The organism is Halomonas sp. LES1 (genome assembly GCF_031846005.1).
In the GTDB taxonomy this organism is placed as follows: Bacteria; Pseudomonadota; Gammaproteobacteria; order Pseudomonadales; family Halomonadaceae; genus Halomonas.
The window spans coordinates 65,287-91,745 of sequence record NZ_JAVRGC010000008.1; the positions used below are offsets into that span (position 1 = coordinate 65,287).

General features: G+C 61.9%; 22 protein-coding genes. 9 read left to right on the forward strand and 13 right to left on the reverse strand.

Annotated features, from left to right (window positions below; all coding sequences use genetic code 11):
* Nucleotides 1-103 precede the first annotated feature (103 nt).
* The 4 genes from RM463_RS15195 to RM463_RS15210 all read right to left on the reverse strand — a co-directional run bounded on the left by RM463_RS15195 (nucleotide 104) and on the right by RM463_RS15210 (nucleotide 5,166).
* On the reverse strand, nucleotides 104-1,657 hold the full coding sequence (locus tag RM463_RS15195; RefSeq protein WP_311430475.1) for a phosphoenolpyruvate carboxykinase: 1,554 nt from the start codon (nucleotides 1,655-1,657) through the stop codon (nucleotides 104-106).
* 328 nt (nucleotides 1,658-1,985) lie between these two features.
* Nucleotides 1,986-2,861: an Hsp33 family molecular chaperone HslO gene (hslO, locus tag RM463_RS15200; RefSeq protein ID WP_311430476.1), complete on the reverse strand. Its 876-nt coding sequence runs from the start codon at nucleotides 2,859-2,861 to the stop codon at nucleotides 1,986-1,988.
* 251 nt (nucleotides 2,862-3,112) lie between these two features.
* The gene (locus tag RM463_RS15205; protein ID WP_311430477.1) at nucleotides 3,113-4,120 is read right to left on the reverse strand and encodes a glutathione S-transferase family protein; all 1,008 of its coding nucleotides are present in this window, start codon (nucleotides 4,118-4,120) and stop codon (nucleotides 3,113-3,115) included.
* Between the two features lie 134 nt (nucleotides 4,121-4,254).
* Nucleotides 4,255-5,166: a LysR family transcriptional regulator gene (locus RM463_RS15210; RefSeq protein WP_311430478.1), complete on the reverse strand. Its 912-nt coding sequence runs from the start codon at nucleotides 5,164-5,166 to the stop codon at nucleotides 4,255-4,257.
* Nucleotides 5,167-5,266: 100 nt separating this feature from the next.
* On the opposite strand from RM463_RS15210, the gene RM463_RS15215 reads away from it, so the two are divergent.
* From RM463_RS15215 to RM463_RS15225, 3 genes are all read left to right on the forward strand, one after another.
* Nucleotides 5,267-6,136 carry a pirin family protein gene (locus RM463_RS15215; protein WP_311430479.1) on the forward strand — a complete coding sequence of 290 codons (870 nt, stop codon included), beginning with the start codon at nucleotides 5,267-5,269 and terminating at the stop codon, nucleotides 6,134-6,136.
* A 227-nt stretch (nucleotides 6,137-6,363) separates the two neighbouring features.
* The gene (locus tag RM463_RS15220; protein WP_311430480.1) at nucleotides 6,364-8,163 is read left to right on the forward strand and encodes a peptidoglycan DD-metalloendopeptidase family protein; all 1,800 of its coding nucleotides are present in this window, start codon (nucleotides 6,364-6,366) and stop codon (nucleotides 8,161-8,163) included.
* 82 nt (nucleotides 8,164-8,245) lie between these two features.
* On the forward strand, nucleotides 8,246-10,093 hold the full coding sequence (locus tag RM463_RS15225) for an ABC transporter ATP-binding protein (protein WP_311430481.1): 1,848 nt from the start codon (nucleotides 8,246-8,248) through the stop codon (nucleotides 10,091-10,093).
* Nucleotides 10,094-10,227: 134 nt separating this feature from the next.
* Here RM463_RS15225 and RM463_RS15230 read toward each other — a convergent pair whose 3' ends face one another.
* Nucleotides 10,228-11,841, reverse strand: a complete 1,614-nt coding sequence (locus RM463_RS15230) for a L,D-transpeptidase family protein (protein WP_311430482.1) — start codon at nucleotides 11,839-11,841, stop codon at nucleotides 10,228-10,230.
* 85 nt (nucleotides 11,842-11,926) lie between these two features.
* Between RM463_RS15230 and RM463_RS15235 the strand changes: the two genes are divergently transcribed.
* The 3 genes from RM463_RS15235 to RM463_RS15245 all read left to right on the forward strand — a co-directional run bounded on the left by RM463_RS15235 (nucleotide 11,927) and on the right by RM463_RS15245 (nucleotide 15,601).
* On the forward strand, nucleotides 11,927-12,658 hold the full coding sequence (locus RM463_RS15235) for a murein L,D-transpeptidase catalytic domain family protein (protein WP_409229048.1): 732 nt from the start codon (nucleotides 11,927-11,929) through the stop codon (nucleotides 12,656-12,658).
* A gap of 453 nt (nucleotides 12,659-13,111) precedes the next feature.
* Complete coding sequence (locus RM463_RS15240) at nucleotides 13,112-14,482, forward strand: sigma-54 dependent transcriptional regulator (protein ID WP_311430483.1); 1,371 nt, start codon at nucleotides 13,112-13,114, stop codon at nucleotides 14,480-14,482.
* Nucleotides 14,483-14,503: 21 nt separating this feature from the next.
* The gene (locus RM463_RS15245) at nucleotides 14,504-15,601 is read left to right on the forward strand and encodes a transporter (RefSeq protein WP_311430484.1); all 1,098 of its coding nucleotides are present in this window, start codon (nucleotides 14,504-14,506) and stop codon (nucleotides 15,599-15,601) included.
* Nucleotides 15,602-15,751: 150 nt separating this feature from the next.
* Here RM463_RS15245 and RM463_RS15250 read toward each other — a convergent pair whose 3' ends face one another.
* From RM463_RS15250 to RM463_RS15265, 4 genes are all read right to left on the reverse strand, one after another.
* Nucleotides 15,752-16,465: a hypothetical protein gene (locus RM463_RS15250; RefSeq protein WP_311430485.1), complete on the reverse strand. Its 714-nt coding sequence runs from the start codon at nucleotides 16,463-16,465 to the stop codon at nucleotides 15,752-15,754.
* Between the two features lie 15 nt (nucleotides 16,466-16,480).
* The gene (locus RM463_RS15255; RefSeq protein ID WP_311430486.1) at nucleotides 16,481-17,185 is read right to left on the reverse strand and encodes a C39 family peptidase; all 705 of its coding nucleotides are present in this window, start codon (nucleotides 17,183-17,185) and stop codon (nucleotides 16,481-16,483) included.
* A 48-nt stretch (nucleotides 17,186-17,233) separates the two neighbouring features.
* Nucleotides 17,234-17,710, reverse strand: coding sequence for a hypothetical protein (locus RM463_RS15260; RefSeq protein ID WP_311430487.1), 477 nt, complete (start codon nucleotides 17,708-17,710; stop codon nucleotides 17,234-17,236).
* Between the two features lie 110 nt (nucleotides 17,711-17,820).
* Nucleotides 17,821-18,843 (reverse strand): hypothetical protein, encoded by a 1,023-nt coding sequence (locus RM463_RS15265; protein ID WP_195687748.1) that lies wholly within the window; start codon nucleotides 18,841-18,843, stop codon nucleotides 17,821-17,823.
* A gap of 866 nt (nucleotides 18,844-19,709) precedes the next feature.
* Here RM463_RS15265 and RM463_RS15270 point away from each other — a divergent pair.
* Both RM463_RS15270 and RM463_RS15275 read left to right on the forward strand, forming a co-directional pair.
* Nucleotides 19,710-20,738, forward strand: a complete 1,029-nt coding sequence (locus tag RM463_RS15270) for a patatin-like phospholipase family protein (protein WP_311430488.1) — start codon at nucleotides 19,710-19,712, stop codon at nucleotides 20,736-20,738.
* 230 nt (nucleotides 20,739-20,968) lie between these two features.
* Nucleotides 20,969-22,363, forward strand: a complete 1,395-nt coding sequence (locus tag RM463_RS15275; protein ID WP_311430489.1) for a PhoH family protein — start codon at nucleotides 20,969-20,971, stop codon at nucleotides 22,361-22,363.
* 172 nt (nucleotides 22,364-22,535) lie between these two features.
* Here the strand turns inward: RM463_RS15275 and RM463_RS15280 are convergent, their stop codons facing one another.
* The 4 genes from RM463_RS15280 to RM463_RS15295 all read right to left on the reverse strand — a co-directional run bounded on the left by RM463_RS15280 (nucleotide 22,536) and on the right by RM463_RS15295 (nucleotide 25,491).
* Entirely contained in the window at nucleotides 22,536-22,757 is a 222-nt protein-coding gene (locus tag RM463_RS15280; protein WP_195687751.1) for a hypothetical protein, read from the reverse strand.
* 83 nt (nucleotides 22,758-22,840) lie between these two features.
* Nucleotides 22,841-24,178: a diguanylate cyclase gene (locus tag RM463_RS15285; RefSeq protein WP_311430490.1), complete on the reverse strand. Its 1,338-nt coding sequence runs from the start codon at nucleotides 24,176-24,178 to the stop codon at nucleotides 22,841-22,843.
* Between the two features lie 287 nt (nucleotides 24,179-24,465).
* On the reverse strand, nucleotides 24,466-25,134 hold the full coding sequence (locus RM463_RS15290) for an alpha/beta fold hydrolase (RefSeq protein WP_311430491.1): 669 nt from the start codon (nucleotides 25,132-25,134) through the stop codon (nucleotides 24,466-24,468).
* A gap of 150 nt (nucleotides 25,135-25,284) precedes the next feature.
* Entirely contained in the window at nucleotides 25,285-25,491 is a 207-nt protein-coding gene (locus tag RM463_RS15295; protein ID WP_023005734.1) for a cold-shock protein, read from the reverse strand.
* A 355-nt stretch (nucleotides 25,492-25,846) separates the two neighbouring features.
* On the opposite strand from RM463_RS15295, the gene RM463_RS15300 reads away from it, so the two are divergent.
* Nucleotides 25,847-26,416: a gamma-glutamylcyclotransferase gene (locus RM463_RS15300; RefSeq protein WP_311430492.1), complete on the forward strand. Its 570-nt coding sequence runs from the start codon at nucleotides 25,847-25,849 to the stop codon at nucleotides 26,414-26,416.
* Nucleotides 26,417-26,459 lie beyond the last annotated feature (43 nt).

A 26,459-nucleotide genomic window follows, 5' to 3' on the forward strand; every position in this document is an offset into this window, starting at 1 on the left:
ATCGGCAATGGGCGCCCACCCATATGAAAAACCCGGCACCGCCTTGGCGGTGCCGGGTTTTCTTGATCGTGACATCGGGCCGGATCAGGCCCTGGCAATGCGATCAGGTCAGGCTGGGGCCAGCCTTGACGATCTCGTCGCTGACGCCCTCGAACTTCTTGAAGTTGTCGACGAACTTGGCGGCCAGCTCCTGGCGCTGACGGTCGTAGGCATCCTTGTCTTCCCAGGTGTCGCGCGGGTTGAGCAGGCTGGAGTCGACACCCGGTACCGCGGTGGGCACATCGAGATTGAGGCCGTCGAGATGCTGGGTCTCGACCTCGCGCAGAATACCGGTCTGGATGGCGCTGATGATGGCGCGGGTCGTCGGGATCGAGAAGCGCGCACCGCCCTCGCCATAGGCACCCCCGGTCCAGCCGGTGTTGACCAGATAGACCTGGGCATCCTTCTCGGCCACACGCTTGATCAGCAGATCGGCATACTCGCGCGCCGGACGCGGGAAGAAGGGTGCGCCGAAGCAGGTAGAGAAGGTGGCGGACAGCCCCTCGGAGGAGCCCATCTCGGTGGAGCCTACCTTGGCGGTGTAGCCGGAGAGAAAGTGATAGGCCGCGGCCTCCTTGGAGAGCACCGAGACCGGGGGCAGCACGCCGGACATGTCGCAGGTCAGGAAGACGATGGCATTGGGCTCGCCGGCGCGGTTCTCGGGTACCCGCTTCTCGACGTGCTCCAGCGGATAGGCGGCACGCGAGTTCTGGGTCAGGCTGTCGTCGGCGTAGTCGGGCTCGCGACGGTCGTTGAGGACCACATTCTCCAGCACGGTACCGAACTTGATGGCGTTCCAGATCACCGGCTCGTTCTTCTCGGAGAGGTCGATGCACTTGGCGTAGCAGCCACCCTCGAGGTTGAAGACGGTGCCCGGCCCCCAGGCGTGCTCGTCATCCCCGATCAGGTAGCGCGCCTGATCGGCGGAGAGCGTGGTCTTGCCGGTGCCGGAGAGGCCGAAGAACAGGCAGGTCTCGCCATCCTCGCCGACGTTGGCGGAGCAGTGCATCGGCAGCACGTCGAAGCCCGGCAGCAGGAAGTTCTGCACGGAGAACATCGCCTTCTTCATCTCGCCGGCATAACGCATGCCGGCGATCAGCACCTTCTTCTCGGCGAAGTTGATGATCACGCAGCCATCGGAGTTGGTACCATCACGAGCCGAATCACACTCGAAGCCAGCGGCATTGAGGATGGTCCACTCCTCCTTGGCGGAGGGGTTGTAGGCCTCGGGGCGAACGAACATGGTGCGGCCAAACAGGTTCTGCCAGGCGGTCTCGGTCTGCACTCGAGCCGGCAGGTAGTAGTCCGGATCACTGCCTACATGCAGCTCGGAGACATAGTGCTCCTTGCCGGTCAGGTACGCCTCGACGCGCTCCCAGAGCGCGGTAAACTTCTCGGCATCGAAGGGACGATTGACACTGCCCCAGTCGATCTTCGCGCTGGTGGTCGGCTCGTCAACGATATAGCGATCCTTGGGCGAGCGACCTGTACGAACGCCGGTGCTCACCACCAGGGCACCATTGGCGGCCAGCCGGCCTTCGCCGCTGGACACCGACCGTTCGATCAGTTCGGCGCTGCTGAGGTTGACGTGAGCGTGAGAAGCTTGAGGTGTGGTCATGTCGTTTCCTGGGCCGTCGGCCGATTCTCTCGTGTGCCTGGCGTCGGCGGTGACGCGAAGAGCAAGGGGGCTGTGACGATCACGCCGTGCGGTTACCCGTCTACTGGTCTTGATCGCCTCTGAAAGGCGGCGCCATTATGGCAAAAAGCATCTCGGCGGGGAACGCCCTTTTTAGGCGAAATTCATGTAGTTTTTCTACAACATGAAGAAATTTCGCTACACGCCGACACTGCATCGCAGCATCGGCATGCCAGGCGCAGCTCGGAGACTTCCAGGTTCGAGCCGCTGCCGGCGTATCCTTGTCGCGAGCAGCGGGCTCATCGGGTGGCTAGTGCACCACCGGGGGCGGCTCGTCGCCTTCGGTCAGCAGCGCCTCGACCTCCTCGATGGAGAAGGCGTAACGGGTATGACAGAAGTGACACTGGGTCTCGATGCCGCCCTGCTCCGCCAGTACCTCGCGCAGCTCCTGGGCGCCCAGGCCCACCAGGGCATCGGCGATACGCTCCCGGGAACAGGTGCAGCCGAAGCGCAGCGCCTTGGGGTCGAATACCCGCACCGTCTCCTCGTGATAGAGACGCTGAAGAATCTCCTCGGGGGCGAGGTGCAACAGCTCTTCATCCTTGACGGTTGCGGCCAGGTGCACGGTACGCTCCCAAGCGTCGACATCCTGGTTCTGCGACTCGTCTGGCATGCGCTGCAGCAGCAGGCCACCGGCACCCCGCTCATCGGCGGCCAGCCACAGCCGAGTGGGCAGCTGCTCTGACTGGGCGAAGTAGTCGGCCAGGCAGTCGGCCAGGCTATCGCGATCCAGGGCGACGATGCCCTGGTAACGGTGCCCTTCGCGGGGGTCCAGGGTGATCATGATCTGCCCCTCTCCCACCAACTCGCGGAACCCGGACTGCTCGTCGACGGCCGTCGCGTCCTCGGCCATGCGGGCAATGGCGCGAAGCTCCCCACCCGGGTTGGACTCGGCCATCAGCAGTGCCAGGGCGCCGTTGCCGCGCACCTCGATGCTCAGGGTACCGTCGAGCTTGACGGTATCGGTCAGCAGGGCCACCGCGGCAAGCAGCTCGCCGAGCAGGCGATTCACTGCGGCGGGGTAGTCGTGGCGGTCGAGAACTTCGGCGTAGGCCTGCTCGATAGTCACGAGCTCGCCGCGCACATTGGTGTTGTCGAACAGGAAGCGCTGGATCTGGTCGGTCATGGGTCTCGTATCGGGTCGGGAAGTTGGGGGCATTCTAGCAAAAAGGCTCGCCGCTTTTCCGACGAGGAGCAAAGCTATCGGAGATAGTTTGTAGCTCGGGGCTTATCTGGCGATAAGCCTTCGAGGAGGCGCTGTGAATACCTCCCTGTACGCTACCGATGCCATCCCTGGCATAGGACCTCCACTTCGGCTTGTCCCCAGCGCCCCTTAATTCCGGTAACTGCGATAGTCCTGCGGCGCATGCCTTCTCCTCAAGAGTGCTTGGTCCGCACACCCTGCCCCGGCAGACGCTCGCGGTCGTGGGGGCGTTCCAGGTCCAGAACGGGGCCATGGGGCACGATTCGGGTGGGGTTGATGGTCTTGTGACTGTAGTAGTAGTGGCGCTTGATATGATCGAAGTTCACCGTCTCCTTCACTCCCGGCCACTGGTAGATCTCGCGCAGGTAGTTGGAGAGATTGGGGTAGTCCTCGATGCGCCGCAGGTTGCACTTGAAGTGTCCATGATAGACGGCATCGAAGCGCACCAGGGTGGTGAACAGGCGAATATCGGCCTCGGTAAGCCACTCTCCGGCCAGATAGCGGTGCTCTGCCAGGCGTGCCTCCATGCGATCCAGCGCTTCGAAGAGAGCCACCACGTGCTTCTCGTAGACCCGCTGATCGGTGGCGAAGCCCGACTTGTAGACGCCGTTGTTGATATGGTCATAGACATCGGCATTGATCGCATCGATGGTCTCGCGCAGATCGGCCGGGTAGAAGTCCAGGCGATTGCCGGTGATCTCATCGAAGGCCGCGTTGAGCATGCGCAGCAGCTCGGCCGACTCGTTGTTGACGATTCGCCCTGCCTGCTTGTCCCACAGTGCCGGCACCGTGACCCGGCCGGTGTAGTGGGGGTCGGTCAGCGTGTAGAGCTCACGGTGATAGGCCACGCCGTTGATCGGGTCGCCACTCGACCCCTCATCCTGATGATAGGTCCAGCCCTGATCGAGCATCAGCGGGCTGACGTGGGAGAGGCCGACAAGATCCTCGAGACCTTTCAGCTTGCGCATGATCATTACCCGATGAGCCCAAGGGCAGGCCAGCGAGACATAGAGGTGGTAGCGCCCCGCCTCGGCAGGCAGTCCCGGCTGCCCATCGGGGCCGTTCTCACCGTCACGGGTGACCCAGTCGCGAAGCTGCGCGGATTCCCGTACGAATTCGCCGCCATGCTTGTCGGTGTCGTACCACTGGTCGTGCCATTTGCCGTCGATTAACAGCCCCATGGAAGTCCTCCTCGATAAGACGGTAGATGCCGTCGGTTGGTGATTTCATCTCCAGCATAGTATCAATCCGTCGATTATCCATCGCATATCATGGGAGCTTTAATTCGATAAAATCGAAAGTTATCTCGACTGAGTCACCCTGCACTTATGCCACCCTGCACTTCTGTCGCCATGACCTCTGTCGCCAGGGCCTCGGCCAGCACCCGGGTCGCCGGTCCGGCACGGTCGCGGTCACGATGGATCAGCTGCACTGGGGTCTCGCGGATGCCGCCGGCGGTAAGCGGAAGCGGGACAAGACGCCCGGCATCGAGTGCCTGACGGATCCGTGTCTCGGGCAGCCAGGCGAAGCCGAGACCGCGCTCCACCATGTCGATGGAGGTCTCCAGATGGCTCAGGGTCCAGCGCTGCTCGGCCTTGAGCCACCCCTCATCCATGGCCTGGCGTAGTGCCGAGTCACGCACCACCAGCTGGCGGTGCTGCACCAGGTCGCGCAGATCCAGCGGCCGCTCCAGCCGATGCAGCGGATGGTCTGGATGGGCAACTGCCACGAAGCGTACGCTGGCCAGTGGCTCGCCCAGGAACCCCTGAGCGGCAACCCCCGAGATCACCAGGTCGGCACTGCCGTCGTAAAGCATCTCGATGCCGCCGTTGAGCACCGTCTCATGAAGCTGCACGCGCACATGGGGGTAGGTCTCGGAGAAGGTTGCCAGGGCGCTGGCCAGGGCGTCGGGGGGAAACACCTGGTCCACCGCCAGCACCACCTCGGCCTCGAGCCCTTCGGCAAGGCTGCCCGCCACCTCCTCCAGGGCTTCGGCACTCTCGATCAGCTGTCGCGCTCGCCGCAACAGCATCGCGCCGGCCTCGGTCAAGCGCACCCGGCGCCCGGCCGGCTCGAGGACCTGGACCCCCAGCTGCTCCTCAAGCTTGTGGACCGCATGATTGAGGGTGGAGGGACTCTTGTGGATGGCGTCGGCGGCACGCGCGAAACCGCCATGATCGACGACTGCCGCCAACATTTGCCACTGGGTCAGGGTGACACGTGACATTTCGATCTCCTCGAATCAATAAGGCGAAAACATGCACTTAATTTTCGATAAAAACGACCTAGAATGCCAGCCATGACACTCACTGCCACGAGGGCATGACATGAATTCTCCGGTAGTTCGCCAGGTTCAACAGCTGCAGTCGAGCCAACCCAGCCAGGACGGCAATGCCGTCAAGATTCGTCGCATCCACGACTTCGGTGGCGGCCTGGATCCGTTCCTGATGCTTGACGAGCTGGGTTCCGAGCGAGCCGACGACTATATCGGCGGCTTTCCCCCTCACCCTCACCGCGGCATGCAGACCCTGACCTATGTGATCCACGGTGGTCTGACTCACGAAGACCACCTCGGCCACACCAGCACCATCCACGCCGGCGATGCCCAGTGGATGCATACCGGTCGCGGTATTATCCACTCCGAGATGCCGCTCACCGACCAGCAGGGGCTGCACGCTTTCCAGCTGTGGATCAACCTGGCCGCCAGCGAAAAGATGAGCGCGCCCACCTACCGCGACGTGCGCAGCCACGAAATGCCACGCCTGAGCAATCCGGGTGACGCCCAGGGCGGCAGCGAGCTGGTGGCCCTAGGGGGGCACTGGCAGCGCAGCGACGGTGGATCCATCACGGGGCCCCTGGACGCCCTGGCCGGGCAATCGAACGTGGCGCATGTCCGCCTGGATGCGAACAGCGAGCTGATACTCGACATCGAGACGCCAACCCTGCTGGTTTATGTATTCGCAGGCGAGCTTGAGGTCGGTGAGACCCGGGTACCGGCGGGCCAGCTAGCGCAACTGGGGGACGGCAACCGCCTGGAACTGACCAGTACAGAGGGCGCCGAGGCACTGCTGCTGGCGGGCACCCCCCATAACGAACCTATCGCTCACTATGGCCCTTTCGTGATGAATCATCAGCACGAACTTGACCGGGCGGTGCAGGATTATCGCGATGGTACCCTTGTCGACGGTACGACCTGAGTACCGTCCGAAAACGGCCGGCCGGGGTTGCAATCCCCCGCCGGCTTGGTTCCAATAGGTAGTTAACAAACAGCGTTCACTTCCTCTTTTCTTCCTCGTGACACTGATAAAAGGTCACTCGGGGCAGCACTGCTGTGTATGCATACAGCCTAGGCAACACCCCGGTCATGCGCTATCGTTCGTAGGACTTTTTTCGCCTTACCTCTCTTTTCACCGGCTATTTACCCATGCTGCGAGTCCTACATTCGCTGCCCCGCGCGCACAAGCTATTGCTGTTACCGGTCGCCACCATGGTCACCGTGCTGGGCACACAGAAGATCCTCACCACCTACCAGGATCTCCAACGCGACTCTCGGTCGCTGGAGACCGTCGTCATTCCCCTCGACGCCGATGCCAACTCCCGACTGCCCTCGCTGAACCTTCAGCGCGGCCCCGTCGGGGACGCCATCGAGATGGCCAACCAGGCGCTGGATGCCACACGACAGCGTGTGCCCATTACCCAGCTGAAGGTCAGCGAGGTGGTTGACCTGGAGCTGGTCGACAAGGCCAATGCCGGCAGCACCGATACGGCACCGCCCCTGTTGGCTCGTCTCAGCGACGGCACGACGCCGCCAGGCGAGCGTCCACCGTTGATGGCCAGCACCCCGGCCAGAAGCTCCTTGAACGAACAGGCAATAATGGCGGCTACGGAGATCACGGCTCCTGACGCCAAGACGCTGGATCGCGGCGCCGTGCATATCGCCACGCTTGTCGGCACCATCGGCAGCGGCATGCTCGATCACGACGGCAGCCTGGTGGCGGATGCCACCTCCTACGAGGATATTCCCGAAAGTGAGCTGACCCTGCTCGACGATGGAGCGGTGCTGCTCGAGCGTGAAATCGCCGCTCGCGAGCCCTATGTCCCGGAGTGGGAAACCTACACCGTGGAGCCCGGCGATGCCTTCACGCGCATGGCCCAGCAACATCTGGGATTGGGCTACAGCGAGGCCCTGGCACTGCTCGAGCAGCTACCCGACCGTGACATGCTCGAGCGCTGGCGGGTCGGCAGCCGGCTCGACTACAAGCTGGACGAGGATGGCAAGCTGATCTCGCTGCGCATGATGCGCGATGCCCGCAGCGGCTTTGTGGCAGAGCGGGACGGGGGAGCCTTCGAGGTCGCCAGCATCGAACACACCGGCGAGGCCGCCCAGCGGCTGTTTGCCGGTACCGTCAGCGGCAGCTTTACCCGTTCGGCTCAGGCCACCGGCCTCTCGAGCGCCGAGGTCTCGCGACTGGTCCATGTCCTCGGCAAGAAACTCGACTTCCGCCGCGACACCCGTCGCGGCGACCGCTTTCAGGTGCTGGTCGAATCCGACGTGATCAATGGGGAAAGCTTCGACCCACGCGTCCTGGCGGTTCAGTATGAGGGGGAGCGCACCAACCTGACGCTGGTTCGCAATAGCGCTGACAACAACTTCTACACCCCGGAAGGGGAAAGCCTCGACCCCGCCTTCAGCCGCTACCCCTTCGAAGGGCGTTACCGGCTGAGCTCCAACTTCAATCCGCGTCGCAAGCATCCGGTGACCGGGCGCATCAGCCCGCACAAGGGCACCGACTTCGCCATGCCGATCGGCACACCGGTCACCGCCCCCTCCGACGGCGTGGTCGAGTCGGTGCGCAGCCACTTCGCGGCCGGCCGTTACATCGTGATCCGCCACGACAATGGCTATCGCACTCGCTACCTGCACCTCTCCAGGCCGCTGGTCCGTAGCGGCGAACGCGTGACCATGGGGCAGCGTATCGCCCTCTCAGGCAACAGCGGCCGCAGCACCGGACCTCACCTGCATTACGAGGTACTGGTCAACGACAATCAGGTCGATGCCATGCAGGTCAAGCTGCCGGAGAACCGAAGCCTCTCGGGCGACCGCCTGGTGGCCTTCCAGCGTGAAGCCGAACCGCTGCTTGCCGCCCTGCAGTCCGGGGAGATCGACCCGGTCGTCGCCAGCACCGGCGAGCGTGATGCCAAGAAGGAGTCCAACGAGGGCTGACCGCGCCTGCTCTGCCCCCGCTGCTCCACAGCGCCCCGCCCTCGTGCGGGGCGCCTTACGTTTCCGCCTTACGGAGAGCCCCGTGTCATCGCGCTCAACCCGCCCCGCTCCGCCTCCTGAAAACCGCCTGGCGGCCTTTCTGGGCGTTTTTCGCTATAGCCGTCGCGCGCTCGTCCTGGTGTGGCAGACCTCCCGGGGCCTCACCGTGGGCCTGGCGATTGCCACCCTGGTGGCCGGCGTGCTGCCGGCGGTGGCGGCCTGGCTCGGTCAGCTGATCGTCGATGCCGTGGTGGCCGCCATGGAGCAGCATGCCGAGACGGGCAGCGTGGCGTGGTGGCCGGTGCTGCGCTACGTGCTCGCCGAAGGCGGGGTGATCGCCGCCATCGCCCTGGCGCAACGAGCGCTCTCCGCTCAGCAGTCACTGCTGCGAGCCCTTCTCGGTCAGAAGGTCAACGTGATGATCCTCGAGAAGGCCGGCACCCTTAGCCTGGCCCAGTTCGAGGACTCTGAGTTCTATGACAAGCTCACCCGAGCCCGTCGTGAGGCCTCGACCCGCCCCCTGGGGCTGGTCAACAAGACCTTCGCCCTGGCCCAGAACGGCATTTCGCTGGTCAGCTTCGGCGTCCTGCTGGTGCAGTTTTCCCCCTGGGCATTGCTGGTGCTGGTGATCGGGGCACTGCCGGTGTTTATCTCCGAGGCCAAGTTCTCCGGCGATGCCTTCCGGCTGTTCCGCTGGCGCTCGCCCCAGACCCGCATGCAGATGTACCTGGAGACCGTGTTGGCCCGCGAGGACAGCATCAAGGAGGTGAAGCTGTTCGGCCTGGAGCCACTGCTGCTGGAGCGCTACCGGAAGATCTTCGACACCCTCTACGCCGAGGACCGTCGCCTCACCCTGCGCCGAGAGAGCTGGGGCTTCGCGCTCGGCCTGCTCGGTACCCTGGCCTTCTACGGCGCCTACGCCTGGGTCGTAGTGGAGACCATCACCGGCTCGCTGAGCCTGGGCCAGATGACCATGTACCTGATGGTCTTCAAGCAGGGACAGGCGGCGCTCTCGGCAAGCCTGACCTCGATCAGCGGCATGTACGAGGACAACCTCTACCTCTCCAACCTCTACGAGTACCTGGAGCAGCCGGTGGCCCCGGAGGCGGGCAGCCTGACCACGGGCTCCCGCCCTGGCGACGGCATTCGCTTCGAGAGCGTGAGCTTTACCTACCCCGGCGCCGAAAAGCCCGCCCTTTCAGGCATTTCGCTGCATCTTCGTCCCAACCAGAGCCTGGCGCTGGTGGGCGCGAATGGCTCGGGCAAGACTACCTTGATCAAGCTGCTGACCCGCCTCTATGAGCCGAGCGCGGGGCGAATTCTGCTCGATGGCAACGACCTGCGCGAATGGGACGTCCAGACGCTACGCCGACGCATCGGGGTCATCTTCCAGGACTTCGTGCGCTACCAGATGAAGGTCGGCGAGAACCTGGGGGCCGGCGATGTGGCCGCCTTCGAGGACGAGACGCGCTGGCAGGAAGCCGCTCGTCGCGGGCTGGCCGACGATTTCATCACCACCATGCCAGATGGCTACCACACCCAGCTGGGACGCTGGTTCAAGGGGGGCCAGGAACTCTCCGGCGGCCAGTGGCAGAAGATCGCCCTGGCGCGGGCCTATATGCGCCAAAGTGCCGATATCCTGGTACTCGACGAGCCCACCGCGGCCATGGACGCCGCCGCCGAAGCGGCCGTATACGCCGACTTTCGCGATCATAGCCAGGGCAAGATGACCATCCTCATCTCCCACCGCTTCTCCACGGTGCGCGCCGCCGACCAGATTCTGGTCATCGACGGCGGCGAGATCCTCGAACAGGGCGACCACGCCAGTCTGATGGCCGCCAACGGCCGCTATGCCAGACTCTTCAGGCTCCAGGCCAAGGGTTACGAATAGTCCTATCGCGCGATAAATTGCGCCCCTAAGAGAACGGGTGCCATCGCCCGCCGTAGGAGCCCGATTTATCGGGCGATCCAGCGATCGGCTGATAGACGATCGGCGGTGGCGCAGCTGGCCATCACCGATGACACCTACAAGGATGCCAGCGGGCGGTCCAGTGCACGCAGCAGGGCGTCGTCACGCGCGTAGATATCGGGCCGGAAGACCATCCGCCCGCCCGCGTCCGGATGCACCGTCCAGTAGTGCAGGATGATCGGTACCGGCTCGGCCAGTGGCACATTGCGGGTACGGCTACTCGCCAGCAGGGCGCGAAGGTCGCGATCGCTACCGGTATCGTCGAACAGCAGCTGAGCGAGCTGCAGCACCCCCTGCACTCGGATACACCCCGAACTGAAGGCACGCCGCTGGCGGGCGAACAGCCCCTTGGCAGGAGTATCGTGCAGATAGACGAGATGGTCGTTGGGAAATCGGACCACCACCTGACCCAGTGCATTGCCCGGTCCCGCGGCCTGACGAATCATCACGCTACCCGGGTTCGACCAGTCGACCTGGCTCGGGCTGAGTCGCCGTCCCGATGGCGTCAGTACCTGCATATTGCGCCGAGCCAGGTAGCTCGGGTCTCGACGCACGCTGGGAATCACGTCCTCGCGCAGGATGGTCGGGGGCACCGTCCAGGTCGGGTTGACGGTCAGATGGGTGATCTCAGAACGCAACGAGGGCGTCCGTCGGTAGGGCTGGCCCACCACGATACGTGACCGCCAGACATCCCCATTGGGACGAAAGTAGCTGACACGATAGCCGGCGATATCCACCAGCACGAACGCATTAGGCAGGCCGTGCATCAGCCAACGCGCACGCTCGAGGTTGAGACGGATCTGGTCGATGCGCCTGCCTACCGGCACATTCAGGGCCTCCCGGGTACGCGGGCCAACGACACCATCCGTTTCCAGCAGGTGACGGTCCTGGAAACGCCTTACCGCCGCCTCCAGCGCGGCATCGAAGCGCTGCGGATCCGGCGCTTCCAGCTTTGCCGCGGGCAGGATCGAGGTGTCTGCCGCCATGACCTCCAGCTCACCGATCTGGGCCAGGCGATCGCGCAGGATCGCCACAGCCGGATGAGTCATGCCACGCCTCAGGGCTGGCCCGCCCTCGGGCAGCATGGGCCAGCCCCCCAGGCGCTGGATGTTCCGATACCGGGTCAGTCCCTGGCGTAGCCGCTCATAGGGGGCATAGGCCGGGCGCACCGAATCGAACAGTGCCGCGACCCGCCCAGCCGCCACCGCCTGAGAGATCCTCTCCAGAGGCGGAAGCCGCTCGTTGATGGGCACCTCCCACTGCAGGTCGATGCTATGCGGGTCCACCTTGCCATGATGGAGGTGACGCAGCGCCGTATACAGGGCGCGGGTCGCCCGGATATCGAAGCGCGCCTGGGCAAGCTCATCGCTGGCCAGAACCTGGCGATACTCTGCCAGCAGGCGGTCGGCGCCATAGTCAGCAGGATCCAGGCCATCACGGGCCACCCCCTGCAAGGCCTCGACCAGCCCCTTCACCTGCTCCTCTCGCGTCCAGGCCGGCTGGAACGCGCGCGCCGTATAGAAGGCTTCCAGGCTTCCACCCCGCGGCACCAGGGCCTGCTCCACCGCGGTCATCCTGCGCTCCTGCGGCGTCGACGGCTCCCCCATCACCATGCCGGACAGCAGCATGATGATCAGCGTCATCGCAGCTATCGCGACAGGTCGCGGCATGTTCACCTCCCAGTATCATTAATAGCTAATTTGATGAACCTGGCTCGCCCTTACATCATAGCGAGAAACCAATAGAGTCGAAGTGATGATGCGATCAACCCTTGCCGCCTGGCTGCTCTTTGCAAGCAGCCTGATAGCCAGCGCCTGCACCTTTGCTGGCACGCCCATCGCCCAGGCTCATACCCCCGGAATGATGAATGTCGACCCCCTGACTCGAACCCTGACTCGCCTGGCACCGAATGCCAACCGCGAGGTGCTCTCGCTGGCCGCCAACGCCCTGTCGTGCGCCGATCCCGATGCCGAGCGTCTGGCGGTGATCGATTACTCCCTGCCCTCCAGCGAGCCCCGCCTGTGGGTCTTCGACCTGCGTCGCAAGAAACTGCTCTTCGAAGAGTTCGTCTCACATGGTCGCGGCTCCGGTGATGCGCTGGCATCGCGTTTCTCGAACACTCCGGAGAGCCACCAGTCGAGTCTCGGGCTGTTTCGCACCATGAACACCTACTACGGACGCAACGGCTATTCGCTACGCCTCGAGGGTCTCGAGCCCGGCGTCAATCACCTGGCCTTCGATCGCGCCATCGTGTTGCATGGCGCCGACTATGTCAGCGAGTCCTTTATCGAACAGACCGGGCGCCTGGGCCGCAGCCTGGGATGCCCAGCCGTTCGTCAGGAAATCACCTACCCACTGATCGACAGCCTCAAGGAAGAGCAGTACCTGTTTGCTTACTATCCCGACCCGGAGTGGCTGGCGAGCTCCACCTACCTCGACTGCAACCGCGATCGAGTGAGACAGCTGGCCATGCAGTCACACGATTAGCATTAGCCGTTGCGGCTAACGGAAATTGAAAGAAGCAGTAGCAACGAGCATTGGCTAAGCTCTATGGAGCTTGTCAGCCATGGTTGATGCTTGGGGTATGAGTTGAGGCTAATCCAACCAGGGCCTGCGACTAACCGGAGGCAAGGCCGGCAAGAAATCGACCGGACGCTGGCATCTCCTGCCGCGCTGACAAACACACAAAGCAACCTTTTAGTCCTTAACCTTTACAAAAATCAATCTACCAACAACACTTTCTCTATTCTACGATTCCAACATCATCGGGCCTAACCACTGCCAGACCCTGACGCCAAATAGCGACATTTTGAGAGTGAGAAGCGCTTAGCCTTGGTAATGCTAAGCAATATAGGAACAAGCCCCCCATGGCCGGTGATACTGGTCGCCTAGGCGATCAGTATCAAATAATAAATAACAAGCAACATCTAAAGGGTGATGATGGATAAATCTCGCCATGTTCTAATGATAGGTGACCAGCGCCTGACGGCCAGCGCGGCGCTATCACTGAAGCAATATTCATGGCAATTTCAACGTACCAGCTGCCTGGTAGAAGCCAAACGGCTCCTTCTTACATCTCCCCCGCCACTCGGAATTGTGGTAATGGAGCCATCCTACACCATGCCTTCCCTCGAACTGGAGAGGCTGCTCAGCCTGGTACCATGCACCCTATGGGTAGCCCTCCTAGGCGCTGATGATTTGCAGGAGTACCAAGCTCGTGCATTTATCGCCAGGCACTGCCATGCCTACCTTATCCTGCCCTTGAACCCCGATAAAGCCAACCATGTGTTGGAGAGCTCCCTCACCATTTCAGAGGTACTGGCAACACACTCCGGGGCCTGCGACTTCTCTGCTGCACCTGGCTGTAAAGGGGAAATGATCGGCAGGTCTCATGCTATCCATAAACTGCTCAAGGATATAGAAAAAATTGCCCTGGTGGACGCACCGGTGTTGATCACTGGTGAATCTGGTACTGGAAAGGAGTTGACGGCAAGACTGATTCATGAGCACTCACCCAGGCATGGAGGGCCCTTCAACGCCATTAACTGCGGCGCTCTGCCTGCTGGCCTAATCCAGTCTGAACTCTTCGGACATGAGAAAGGGGCTTTCACAGGTGCAGGCAAGTGCAAGGTGGGGATCATCGAGTCGGCATCGGGAGGCACCCTGTTCCTCGACGAGATCGGCGATCTACCGATGGAGCTTCAGGTAAACCTGCTGCGATTCCTGGAAGACCACCGTATCCAGCGGCTGGGCAGCCTGCATGAGATAGCGGTGGATGTCAGGATACTCGCCGCGACCCATGTCGATCTTGAACAAGCCATACGATCAGGTGACTTTCGCGAGGACCTCTATCATCGCATCAATGTCCTGCAGGCCAGGATGCCGCCGTTACGCGAACGGCCAGAGGATATTGAGGCCCTGGCAACTCACTACTTCCAGAAGTTTCGGACCGAGTCACCATACCGAGTACGTGGCTTCAATCATGACAGTCTCGTCACCATGCGCCAGCATCACTGGCCGGGCAATGTACGAGAGCTTGTCAACCGGATCCGTCGCGCCATGGTGATGTGTGAGGAGCGCCTTATCACGCCCGATGACCTTGGCCTGGAAAGGCGAAAGAATGTCATTAGAACACGCCCCTCCCTGGAGGATATTCGGAACTGTGCCGAACGCGAGGCCATTGCTGCCGCACTGGCTCGTAACAGGAACCATGCTCTCCACGCTGCACAGGATCTTGGCATCTCTCGAGCCACCCTGTACCGCCTGATAGACAAGCACTGCGTTCCTCGACCGCTCGATAGCCGAGCCTAACCCACCACAGGAAATGCACTCATGATCCCATATCAGCGTGTACTTATCGGCGTCACAGCCCCCCTCCTGTTCATCAGTGCGTCCCCCCTGCTGGCCCAGGAGGCTGTTCAGCCTGTCGGCCAGCAACCGCCGGAGCCTGAACCGCAGTTCAATGTGCAGTCCATAGCGGAGTATGGCGGTGTACTCACCCCACGTGGGCGTCTGATACTCGAGCCCGAGTTCCAGTACTCCCACGAAAGCATCAATCGAATGACCTTCGAAGGGGTCAGTGTGCTCAGCACACTGCTGATCGGAGTATTCACGGCTCAGGACGTCGATCGCGACAACTATACCGCTTCGCTGACCGGCCGCCTGGGCGTTACCGATCGGCTGGAGCTCGAGATGAAGGTGCCCTATGTCTACCGGGACGAGAACGAGAGGGTCAATGTTCCCATCGAGGATGGCGAGGATGATGTCTTCAGCCTCGACCGAGAACTCTCCGGCGACGGCCTGGGCGATATCGAACTAGCCGCCCACTATCAGCTGAACCGTGGGCAGAATGGCATGCCCTTCTTTATCGGTAACCTTCGATACAAGACCACCACCGGTAACGGTCCCTTCGATATTGACCGCAACAGCGAAGGTAATCCGTTGGAGCTCTCAACCGGCACAGGCTTTCACTCGATCGAACCAAGCATCACCATGCTGCTGCCCTCGGCACCGGCGGTCTACTTCGCCAACCTGGGCTATGTCTTTCATCTGGAAGACAACGTAAACCAGAACTTATCCGGTGAGAATGATGCAGGCCCACTCAATGTCGTTGTCGGCGACGTCGACCCGGGCGATGCCGTTCGTCTCAGCTTCGGCATGGCGTACTCGATAAACCCACGCACCTCCTTTACCCTGGGGTACAAGAACGACTTTATCGGCAAGACCAAGACCGACTATGTCAATATCGACACTGGTACCACCACCTCGGTACAGTCACAGACATTGAACGTCGGCTCCCTCCTGCTGGGCTGGAATTACTCGCTCAACCCCGATGTCAATATCAATGTCGGGCTCGAGCTTGGCATCACCGAGGATGCCCCGGACACCACCTTGACGTTTCGCATGCCCATCGGCATGGATGTATTCTAGGCTGGCGCGCGTAGCACGACGCCAAGAAACCAGAGACCAGAGACACGTAACAGGTATAAAAGAGTGAGACTGCCATTTACAGGCAGCCTCACTCTTTATGTTTTATGGCTATGGCGATGACCGATGCGAGAGCGGTGGAAAAAATCGATGTCAGCGCAGAATACCGGAGAATGAATCGAGGATCGCGGCCCGTTTTCTGGCCGCATCCAGGGCACCTATGTTGTTGAGTCGAACACTGATATCGATTCTCTGCTGGATGTGCCGGTTCGATGCGTTGCTGACCACGCCGCTGACGATGGCCTCCCTGGTGATATTGTGCAAGGCTGAGGTAAAACCCTTGGTATCGTTCAAGGCAATACCCGAAAAGTCGGCGAGCCCCGTCAGGTCCACACTACCCGGCGTCACATCGGTTACCGAGAGCGTGCCGTTACCAACCTGGGCCGCCACCCCACCAGGGTCACGCAGGGTCTGTGATACGATACTGGGGCCTGCCTGAGTGAAATTGACCACAGAGACCAGCTCGACCCTGTCGTCGATCATTGTCTGCAGCCGGGCGCCGAAGTCCGCGTCGAGCGCCCCGATTTTGAAGCCGGCGCGCATCTGGCCCATCTCCTCATCCGCGATCACGGTGCCGCGGTAAAAACCGTCCTGGGCGCCACGAGATCGCGATACTTCGGCATAGAGCCTGTCCACGTCGTGAAGCGAGGCAGTCCCGTAGTACTGATGGGTGGGCGTTTCAGGAGCCTCTGCCAGCACCTCAGTAGAAAGCGTTGCGGCCTGAGAGCCAGCCGCCAGGAACAGCGCAGTCGCACAACCCCACCTAAGCCGGCTTGCCGTACCTTGTCGAAAAGCCCGAGAGTTCATCGTGTCATCTCCTCATCACCGACCCAGTTCGTTGTAGGCGGGCAGGGTCAGCAGGCTGGCACCGACGCTCGAACGGTTCACACCTCTGGAGAGCGGGGATTCGGGGCGAACGGCCCAGTCCTGATCATGGTTGAAATGCTGGCGGGCCACTTCAATCTCGGCGCGAGCACCGAGGACAGTACCGCTCCACAGCTGCTCGAACTGCTCGCGAGGCACCACCAGAGTGCCGGCGGCGGGGTCTCCCACCAGAATATTGTCGGCATCGATTCCCTTGACGACGACGAAGTGCTTGTAGCCACCGGTGTTTACCATCGTGATGGCAGGAACACCGATGCGAATGAAGTCATCCAGCGCGATCCGGAATCCGTCGGCATTGAGTCCACTACCATCCAGATAGCGCTTCATATCGAGCATGGAAAATCCGTATCGCTGAATCTTCTCGGCATCACCAGCGCGAATCATGCTCTCGAAGACCTCGGCCTCGGTGGTGTCACGCTGATAGTGGTAGGTCAGCAGCGTCGCCACGGCGGCCGAACCACAGCTGAAGTCATACTCTTGCTTGACCACCCTGTCCCAGCCTTTCTCCTGCAGGCTCTTGGCCTCGACCTGAAAGTTGCCAAATCGATTGGCGATGGTGACTTGTCCGGCGATAACGTCCATGCTGCTCACGGCGAGCATCAGCGATGCCATGCCACAGCAAATATTCCGAAACACGTTCATGGCGAATCATCTCTTGGTGGACGTATCATGTGGCGAATGCCCGACGCGTCAATTAGCGATAAACACGCTGATCCCCACCGCGTTATTGATAGAATTTCCGCTGCCAGTCACGGCGCTGAAGATGCCGGTACCGCTATAGCTACCCAGTGCCTCTCGCGCGAAGGTGATATTTCCCGACACCATGTTGCCCCCTATATCGAAGGAGGTATCATTCACCGACGCCTTCATCTTCTGAACGCTCTTGACCGTGTTGACGTTGACAATTTTCTGTCCTTCTCGAGCCCTGGCTTGTTCCATCGTCGCAAGATCCATATGCTCCATGGCTGCAAAGCCCGCTGTGCCCTCTACCGACCTCTCACTTCCTCCCGCAGCGAACACGTAAACTTCCTGGTACATGTTGATGCCTGTCTCCGCCTGGCTGTTCGACGCGCCTACCGCAAGCAGCGCTGCCAGGATAAAGGGCACCGTCGCCGTGTGGCGATGACGCCTCATGCCGGGGCATGAACCAACCGTTTTACTTTTCATGGCGTGACCTCCCAAACTCCATCCCTAGGGACGTTTCATCAAGGAGCCAGTGGAGATTCCTCCACCGGCTCCCGACTCTTGCGTCGTTGCAGCGCGTCATGCGCTCCGGATCAGTTGCCGATGCTCACGTTGCTGTGAGCCGCCACGCTGGTACCGGACAGCTGAGAGTTGTAGAGGCCGGTGGACACGTTCATGTTGTTGATACCGCCAAACACTCCGCCTCCCACGGAGACGTTGGCCGCGCCTGTGCGCAGGATGGCTGCACCGCCGTTACCGCCGTTACCGCCGGCACCGCCGCCACCTGCATAAGCGTAGGCATCACCTGTGGCAGCACTGCCGCCACCGCCACCGCCACCGTAGCCGTTGCCGCCATCGCCAGCCACCGCGCTGGCCCAGCCGGTACCGCTGCCGTCGCCACCTGCACCGGAACCAGTGCCGGTACCGCTACCGCTACCGGTGCCGGTGCCGCTGCCTGCACCTCCAGTGCCGGCCGTGGCCCCGGAAGAGGCGCCGGCCGTGGAGTTGGCATTCTGGGAGCCACCTGCACCGCCGGGAGCGAGGAAGCCGCCTGAGCCACCATCGCCGTTCTGGTCGTTATCGGCATTGGAGGCGGAGAGCGCACCACTGCCAGCATCGGCACTACCGCCGGCGCCCAAGCCGAGGCCGGAACCTGTCCCGGTGCCAGTACCTGTACCAGTACCATCACCGCCTGCCCCGGCACCAAGGCCCAGAGATCCGGCGTCACCACCTTGAGCGCCATTTCCATTTCCACCATTACCGCCGACACCCAGACCGACGTTGAGGGAGAATGCCGCACCACCGGCACCACCGCTAGCACCGGTAGCACCAGCACCACCATTGATATTAATGCGGGCTCCAGTGACAGTTGACGTCATATCCTGGCGAGAGATCACACTGGTGGAGGTGTTGTAGGACTCACTCATGGCCCAGGCGTCGCCGCCACGGCCGGTAGAGCCGCCCATGCCGCCCATGCCGGTACCACTGCCATAGCCACCTGAACCTGCGCCGCCGGTGCCACCCGCGCCACCGGAACCGCCGCCACCCAGCAGGCCGCCGTCGTTGTCGTCGCCGCCATCGGCACTACCGCCAGTACCAGCACCACCAGCGCCCAAGCCGAACCCTGCTCCGCCAGTGGAACCACCACTAGAACCACCAACAGCGGTAGCGGTGGAGGTTACATCCTGATCGGCTCCATCAGAGAAGGTTGCGGTTGGGTTGGCATGTGCCGTAGAGATGGCCATTACCAAGGCCAGCAGAGGCGTACCCGCGAGTACAAGATGCTTTTTCATGATCATGTCTCCATTTGTTATTGCTGCTGCAGCCTACGAACCTGCGTCACCGGTTTGACCCGCTTATTTCCCGGCCCCTTGAATGACGCTCGCGTTCGCAGTCGGTAAATACCAAGCAACCCTCATGCCACCAAGGCGGCCAGGGCATGTAACACATGACAACACAAAGAAACTTTTCTCCGCTCTCTTAGGAAAACCGGCATTACGCAGCCAGAGGCCTTAACAGAAAATGTCCAATTGCTGAGACAGTGGGAGACTACATTGGCCTATATACAGGCCAAACTCCGCCCCAATTAAGGTTTCGAGAGACTCTGAAAAGTGCCGCATTAATAAGACTATTAGGGCGTATCGCTAACTTTTTAATAGGTCGAAATCGTCAGAAGATATAGTCAGCAAGATGCCTTGCCTTACATCACCCACCTATTCCTTACATTGGACGTACTCTCACGGCCTGTTTGTGTTCTTGGCTTCGACACAGAAAAAGCCAATGAAAATGGACAGGAACAGCACCGATGCTCTTTTGTCTCATGATGAAAATGCCACAAGCTCTCGGTCACCCGGGCTCGCGCCACCAGTCCGGGCTCCAGCTTCTCACGCAGGCCATGCAGTAGCCGTCTGTTCCCCGCCGGTCGCTACCGCTATGCTGCGGCGATACATTGCCGCATTACCGATATCCGACAAGGAGAAGCATGAAAGAGACCAAACGCATCGACCTGGCACTACAGGGTGGCGGTGCCCATGGCGCCTTCACCTGGGGCGTCATGGACCGCCTGCTGGAAGACCCCCGCATCGAGATCGAGGGAATCAGCGGGACCAGCGCTGGGGCCATGAACGGTGTGGTCATGGCCGATGCCCTGACCCGCGGCGACCGCGATACCGCCCGCCAGGCACTGCATGACTTCTGGCAGGCAGTCAGCCGAGCCGGCATGGCCAGCCCAATCCGCCGCGGCCCCCTGGACATACTGACCGACAACTGGAGCCTGGATCACTCCCCGGGGTATGTGACCATGGATCTGATGAGCCGGCTGCTCTCGCCCTATCAGCTCAATCCCTTCGACCTCAACCCTCTGCGGGATATCGTCGCCGAGCGCGTCGATTTCGAGCGGGTACGTCGCTGCCAGGATCTTCATCTCTTCGTCACCGCAACCAATGTGCGAACCGGCAAGCAGCGCATCTTCAAGCGCGAGGAGATGAGTCTCGATGCCGTGATGGCCTCGGCCTGCCTGCCCACGGTATTCAAGGCCGTAGAGATCGACGGTGAGGCCTACTGGGATGGGGGCTACATGGGCAATCCCTCGCTGATGCCACTGATGGAAAACTGCAAGTCCCGGGATATCGTCATCGTGCAGATCAACCCGATCTATCGCGAGGCACTTCCCACCAGCGCCGCGGCGATAATGAACCGTCTCAATGAGATCACCTTCAACGCCTCACTGATCAAGGAGGTGCGAATGATCGCCATGCTCCAGCGCCTGCTGGGCGACCAGGAGGTAGATATCGGCTGCTATGCCGACACCCTCTTTCATCGCATCATCGGCGACGAGGTGCTGGACGAGCTCTCCATCTCGAGCAAGATGAATGCGGAATGGCCCTTCCTCTGCCATCTGCGTGACGCGGGACGCAATACTGCCGAGGCGTGGTTAGCGGAGCACTTTCCAGCCCTCGGGCACCACTCCACTCTCGACGTGGAGCAGGTCTATCAGACAGAGGAGTCGTAATCTGCGTTGACACTCCGCAAGCCCCCCACCTTGCCAGCACCGGAATGGCCCACCATGCTCAGCAATGCGGGGGCACCACTCGCCCCGCCACAGTCCAGGCCAGAGGAGGGATATCTCAGCGCTACTGACACCGTCAGGCCGCTGTCACCTTCCGGACATCGAGCGCTGACAGTGTCGACATCGGGGTGTCACATGACGCCCGTCTAGCGACATTCAGGAGAGCTGCGCCGATGGTACGCATCGACAAGAAGGCCACCCGGCTGTACGTGCTGGACACCAACGTGCTGCTGCACGACCCCGCCGCCATCTACCAATTCGATGAGCATGAAGTCGTCATCCCCATGACCGTGCTCGAAGAGCTCGACAAGCACAAGAACGGCATTCGCGAGATCGCCCGCTCGGCCCGCCAGGTCAGTCGCACCCTGTCAGACCTCACCGCCAATGCCGGTCTCGACCAGATCCGCGAAGGCATCCCCATACCGCGCCTCAATGGCCCCGAGGGCCGGCTGCGCCTGCTTTGCTATACCGACCTGACTACACTCGAAACCCTGGAAGACAGCCCCGACAACCGCATCCTCGCCGAAACCTGCCGACTACATGGCGAGCGCAGTGACGCCTCGGTAATCCTGATCACCAAGGACATCAACCTGCGCGTCAAGGCCGCTGCCCTCGGCGTGCCGGTGGAGGACTACCTAACCGATCGCGTCTTCACCGACAGCGATGCCATGCTGGAAGGGGTCAAGGTCTACCCCAATACCGGCAGTGAACTATGGAACGACCTCGCCCTTGATGTCACGGTGGAGCGCGACCACCAGCACCTCACCTACCATCTGAACGGCGAGATCCCCGTCGCCTGGCACCCCGGGATGCTGGTCGCCGACGACGAGGCCGGCTTCGAGGCCGTGGTGCGCGAACTAGGCGACAGGCACGCCCGCCTGAAGCTGCTGACCAACTATCGACACGGCGCCAGCGTCTGGGGAGTGCACGCCAGTGATTGCCGCCAGAACTTCGCCTTCAACCTGCTGATGGACGATGACATCGATCTCGTCACCATTGCCGGAAGCGCCGGCACCGGCAAGACCTTCATGACCCTGGCCGCGGCCTTTCAACAGACCCTGGACAGCAAGCGGTTCGAGCGCATGGTCTTCACCCGAGCGCCTATCTCCATGAGCGAGGATATCGGCTTCCTGCCGGGCACCGAGGAGGAGAAGATGTCGCCCTGGATGGGGGCCTTCCATGACAACATGGATAACCTGCTGCGCAATGAAGATGGCGAGTCCAGCTGGGACAACGGAGCCACCCGCCAGCTGCTTGGCGCACGTGTCCAAATCCGGGTTCCCGGCTTCATGCGCGGGCGAACCCTCAACGACACCTTCCTGATCATCGACGAGGCACAGAACTTTACTCCCAAGCAGCTCAAGTCGCTGGTCACTCGAGCCGGGCGCAACACCAAGATTGTCTGCCTGGGCAACGTGGGACAGATCGATACGCCTTATCTCACCGCCAATACCTGTGGCATGGCGGCGCTGGTGCAGCGCTTCCGCGACTGGCCCCATGCGGGCCACGTGACCCTCAAGAGCGTGGAGCGCTCTCGCCTGGCGCTGGCCGGGGAGGAGCTGCTTTAACCCGGCTATGCCGGAAGCTGCAACTGGTAAGTAGGCGCCTTCCCTCCTCCGCGAACTGAAGTTCGCGGAGGAGGGGTACAAGCGCGGGGAGACCTAACCTTCGTGCAGCAGGCGGTGCCCCCGCTCTGGAGCTGGGTGGCCAAGGAGGGTGTGCTGCCTTCAGGAGCGATGTTCAGCGGTTGCGATTGACCGCCGCCTCGATCAACGCCTCGCTCTGGCTCCCAGGTCCTTGCCTGAGCACCGTCTGGGCCTCATGCCACAGACAGATCATCTTGCCGCATGAGGCACAATGCACCTTGTCATCCGGGTTCTTCACCTGGGAGACGCGCATCAGATGGCTACCACAGCTCGGGCAGGGCACCGGCAGGCGTAGGTCTTCGGATAGTCCGGACATGCTGAAGGTCTCCTTCTGGTTGGGGATGGTGTGCTGCCATCGTGACGAGGTGAGGGGCGGATTGCCACCCCACCTTCACTTTCTCACTGTGTTTCGGGAGCCTGTATAAGTGTCTCGGGTCCACAGATCCGGTTTCGGCCAGCCCGCTTGGCGCGATAAAGCGCGCGATCCGCCTGGGCGAGTCCCGACTCCAGCGAGGTATCGCCACCGAACGCCGCAAGCCCCAGGCTGACGGTGAAGCGGACCGTCTCGTTGCCCGTCTCCAGCGTAATGGCGGCGACCGCCTCCCGCACGCGCTCCAGCATGCTCCACGCCTCTTCAGGTTGGCTGTCCACCAGCACCACGGCAAACTCCTCTCCGCCGATACGCGCAAAGAGATCATAGGGGCGCAGCGATTCACGACAGGTCGTAGCAAACGCCTGCAACGCCAGATCTCCCAGAGCATGGCCATAGGTGTCGTTCAGGTTCTTGAAATGGTCGATATCGAGCATGGCCAGCGACAGAGTCTCGCCGTGGCGAGCGGCACGTGCCAACGCTGCGTCACCCTGCTCGAAAAAGGCACGCCGGTTGAGGGCCCCGGTCAACATATCGGTAGCCACCAGCTGCTGCACACGGTGCTCCACCTGCTTGCGCTCATCGATATCGATAAGCAGCCCATCCCATATCACATCGCCACCTCCACGCGCCAGGGGCGTAGCGCGAGCCTCAACCCAGCGAACCCCTTGAGGAAGCGTGAGGCGGAACTCCAGCTGCCAGGGCGTAAACGATACCGTAGACTGAGCCAGGCAAGTCTCCAGGCGCTGTCGATCATCCACGGGTAAACAGCCAAGCAGGGTTTCAGGGTCTTCCTGGCACTGCTCCGGCGTCAAGCCGAACAGTGAGCGCAGCACAGCGCTGACATAGAGGAACTCGAGCCGGGCATCGCTATCCTGCCGGAGCCGAAACAGAACTCCCGGCACCCTGGAGACGGTGCCATCCAGGCGCTCCAGCAGCTGGCGCTCGTAGAGAGCCCGCTGTCGCATGCCGGTGACGTCATATTGGATGACCAACAGCCGCAGGGGACCGTGATCACGCTTCAGCGGCTGAATAATGGTGGTCTGGTGACGCAGGGAGCCATCCGCACGGCGACACAGCAACACGCCCTGCCAAGGCATCAGAGTCGTCACGCTCTGCTCGATGGCCTGGGAAATATCACCATGCAGCGGGTCGATATCGAGCGTCACGGCACGCCTGCCGAGCAGTTGGCCGGGCGGAAAGCCGGCATGGCGCTCGAAGTCGGGGTTGACCCGGCATACCACCCCCTGCTCGTCGAGCAGCATGACACTGCCCGGGTAATACTCCAGAAGCAGCGCATCCAGGTCAGGCTCCCTGACCGATCGACCACGCCACCACCGCAACCACCTCTCCCCGATTGCTGCCATCTCCTCTCCCCGCGTTATTCCCTGCACAAAAGTCGGGCCTTTCCATGCCCTTCTACCAGCCTAGCCCAGTTTCACCCCGGGCATGTACCGCGCGTACCGGTGGCGGCAAGAAAGGCGCCCGACTCGCCGGGCGCCGGTATGATTCAGGTCCTCGCGCTTGAGGGGGGCCAGGCACCGTCCAGTGTCTCGGAGAGCCTGCGGGCATGGAATCGTGACGATTACCCTGCCTGCAGGCGTCCGAACTGTCGAGACGACCTTTGACGACACTTGTCGTGAGAGAGTGGCTCTCAGCTCACCAGCTGCTTGCTTAGCCAGTGACCGATATCCGTCACCTGCTGAGGGCAGACGGCATGCGCCATGGGGTACTGGCGATAGTGGGCGGGATAGCCCTGGGACTTGACCTTCTCGAAGCCGGCACGCCCCAGCGCCTCGGGCACCACCGGGTCGAAGCTGCCGTGATGCACCTCGATGGGCAGCTCGCGATTGGCCTCGGCCAGGGAGATGTTCTCGGCAGTTGCGAAGTAGGTGGAGAGCGCCAGTAGCCCCCCCAGAGGCTGCTCGAAGGAGAGCGCCGCCTGATAGGCTACCGCGCCTCCCTGGGAGAAACCGGCCAGAATGATGCGCCGACTCGCGATACCGAGATCGACCTGTTCTCGCACCAGCCCCTGAATGCGCTCGGCCGAACGTATCAGCTGCGCCTCGTCGACACGACGGTCGAGGCTCATCTCCTTGATGTCATACCAGGCCGGCATCACCATGCCACCATTGATGGTCACCGGCAGGCGCGGTGCGTGGGGCAGGATAAAGCGCACTCCGGCGTCGGCGGGCAGCGATAGCGCCGGCACCAGCGGCTCGAAGTCGCGCCCATCGGCGCCCAGGCCGTGAAGAATAAAGACGCAGGCGTCGGCAGGCTTGCCGCCCTTGGGGTCGATGATCAGCTCACCGGGCTCGCTCATGGTCAGGGGTCTCCAGCGGAAAAAGGCTCACCCTAGCGCAATGTGCCCGGGCTGGCCATGGCGGGGCCATTGCCCCAGACAGCAGAAAGGCCCGCCGAGGCGAGCCTTTCATCACACTGCAGGCATCTCTGCCCGGGCAGTCACATCAGATCAGTCGATGACCTTGATGTTGGAGGCCTGAAGGCCTTTCTTGCCCTGAGTGACCTCGAAGGAGACCTTCTGGCCGTCCTGCAGGGTCTTGAAGCCGTCGGCCTGGATCTCGGAGAAGTGTGCGAACAGGTCGTCGCCGCTGTCGTCCGGAGAGATGAAGCCGTAGCCCTTGGTGTCGTTGAACCACTTGACGGTACCGGTAGCCATTATCGAATTCCTTTAATAGCACTTTGATTTTGCCGGGTAATACCCGAGTTGCAGTGGGTAAAACAAGAAACGTTCCCGGGAAAATCGAGTCGCGCTAGAGCGTTCGATGCCTACCTGGGGTGTTACGACTTGCTAACCAACTGCCCCCAGCATGCCCCCTTGCCGCGCGAAGGTCAAACACTATTTGCGTCACTGGCGGCGATGCTCCGAGGCTCTCTTGCGCCTGCCCGGTGCGCTGTCGCTTACCGGGCTTGGGTGGACCACCAGTGCCACGCGGCTGACCATCGCGTCGGTCTGCGAAGAATCTGATATTTTCATGCAAGCACGACAAAATGAACGATTCTCAAGGAGCATAATGAGTCACGACACCACCCGGCTGAACCGCGAGAGAAACCACTTCGCCGGCCACGAGGCCATCTGGCTGTTCGGCTACGGCTCGCTGATCTGGAAGGCCGACTTCCCCTACCTGGAGCGCCGCCCGGCACATATCCATGGCTGGGTGCGACGCTTCTGGCAGGGTTCTCACGACCACCGCGGCACCCAGGCCGCCCCGGGCCGTGTCGCCACCCTGGTGCGCGAACCAGGGGCGATCTGCCATGGCATGGCCTACCGCATCACCCCCGAGGTGCTCGCGCCGCTCGATGTGCGTGAGAAGAACGGCTACCTGCGCGAGGTAACCACGCTGTGTTTCGATGACGGGCTCGGCGGCAGCACCCAGGGGCTGGTCTATCTGGCCGGCGCCGACAACGCCGCCTATCTCGGCGAGGCACCGCTGGACGCCATCGCCGCACAGATCGCCGCCTCCCACGGCCCCAGTGGCCCCAATCGCGACTATCTGGTCAACCTGGCCGCGGCACTGCGCGAGCTCGAGGTCGAGGATGAGCACGTCTTCGCCCTGGCCGCACGCCTGCCTCCGGCCGATTGACATTACCTTACCCGCCCCATGCAATGGGGCGGTCTCTTAGTCG

What these genes read in the sequence shown, in the direction of transcription:
- RM463_RS15195 (WP_311430475.1), bottom strand. Translation starts at nt 1,657, where the DNA reads ATGACCACACCTCAAGCTTCTCACGCTCACGTCAACCTCAGCAGCGCC.
- hslO (WP_311430476.1), bottom strand. Translation starts at nt 2,861, where the DNA reads ATGACCGACCAGATCCAGCGCTTCCTGTTCGACAACACCAATGTGCGC.
- RM463_RS15205 (WP_311430477.1), bottom strand. Translation starts at nt 4,120, where the DNA reads ATGGGGCTGTTAATCGACGGCAAATGGCACGACCAGTGGTACGACACC.
- RM463_RS15210 (WP_311430478.1), bottom strand. Translation starts at nt 5,166, where the DNA reads ATGTCACGTGTCACCCTGACCCAGTGGCAAATGTTGGCGGCAGTCGTC.
- RM463_RS15215 (WP_311430479.1), top strand. Translation starts at nt 5,267, where the DNA reads ATGAATTCTCCGGTAGTTCGCCAGGTTCAACAGCTGCAGTCGAGCCAA.
- RM463_RS15220 (WP_311430480.1), top strand. Translation starts at nt 6,364, where the DNA reads ATGCTGCGAGTCCTACATTCGCTGCCCCGCGCGCACAAGCTATTGCTG.
- RM463_RS15230 (WP_311430482.1), bottom strand. Translation starts at nt 11,841, where the DNA reads ATGCCGCGACCTGTCGCGATAGCTGCGATGACGCTGATCATCATGCTG.
- RM463_RS15235 (WP_409229048.1), top strand. Translation starts at nt 11,927, where the DNA reads ATGATGCGATCAACCCTTGCCGCCTGGCTGCTCTTTGCAAGCAGCCTG.
- RM463_RS15240 (WP_311430483.1), top strand. Translation starts at nt 13,112, where the DNA reads ATGGATAAATCTCGCCATGTTCTAATGATAGGTGACCAGCGCCTGACG.
- RM463_RS15245 (WP_311430484.1), top strand. Translation starts at nt 14,504, where the DNA reads ATGATCCCATATCAGCGTGTACTTATCGGCGTCACAGCCCCCCTCCTG.
- RM463_RS15250 (WP_311430485.1), bottom strand. Translation starts at nt 16,465, where the DNA reads ATGAACTCTCGGGCTTTTCGACAAGGTACGGCAAGCCGGCTTAGGTGG.
- RM463_RS15255 (WP_311430486.1), bottom strand. Translation starts at nt 17,185, where the DNA reads ATGAACGTGTTTCGGAATATTTGCTGTGGCATGGCATCGCTGATGCTC.
- RM463_RS15260 (WP_311430487.1), bottom strand. Translation starts at nt 17,710, where the DNA reads ATGAAAAGTAAAACGGTTGGTTCATGCCCCGGCATGAGGCGTCATCGC.
- RM463_RS15270 (WP_311430488.1), top strand. Translation starts at nt 19,710, where the DNA reads ATGAAAGAGACCAAACGCATCGACCTGGCACTACAGGGTGGCGGTGCC.
- RM463_RS15275 (WP_311430489.1), top strand. Translation starts at nt 20,969, where the DNA reads ATGGTACGCATCGACAAGAAGGCCACCCGGCTGTACGTGCTGGACACC.
- RM463_RS15280 (WP_195687751.1), bottom strand. Translation starts at nt 22,757, where the DNA reads ATGTCCGGACTATCCGAAGACCTACGCCTGCCGGTGCCCTGCCCGAGC.
- RM463_RS15285 (WP_311430490.1), bottom strand. Translation starts at nt 24,178, where the DNA reads ATGGCAGCAATCGGGGAGAGGTGGTTGCGGTGGTGGCGTGGTCGATCG.
- RM463_RS15290 (WP_311430491.1), bottom strand. Translation starts at nt 25,134, where the DNA reads ATGAGCGAGCCCGGTGAGCTGATCATCGACCCCAAGGGCGGCAAGCCT.
- RM463_RS15295 (WP_023005734.1), bottom strand. Translation starts at nt 25,491, where the DNA reads ATGGCTACCGGTACCGTCAAGTGGTTCAACGACACCAAGGGCTACGGC.
- RM463_RS15300 (WP_311430492.1), top strand. Translation starts at nt 25,847, where the DNA reads ATGAGTCACGACACCACCCGGCTGAACCGCGAGAGAAACCACTTCGCC.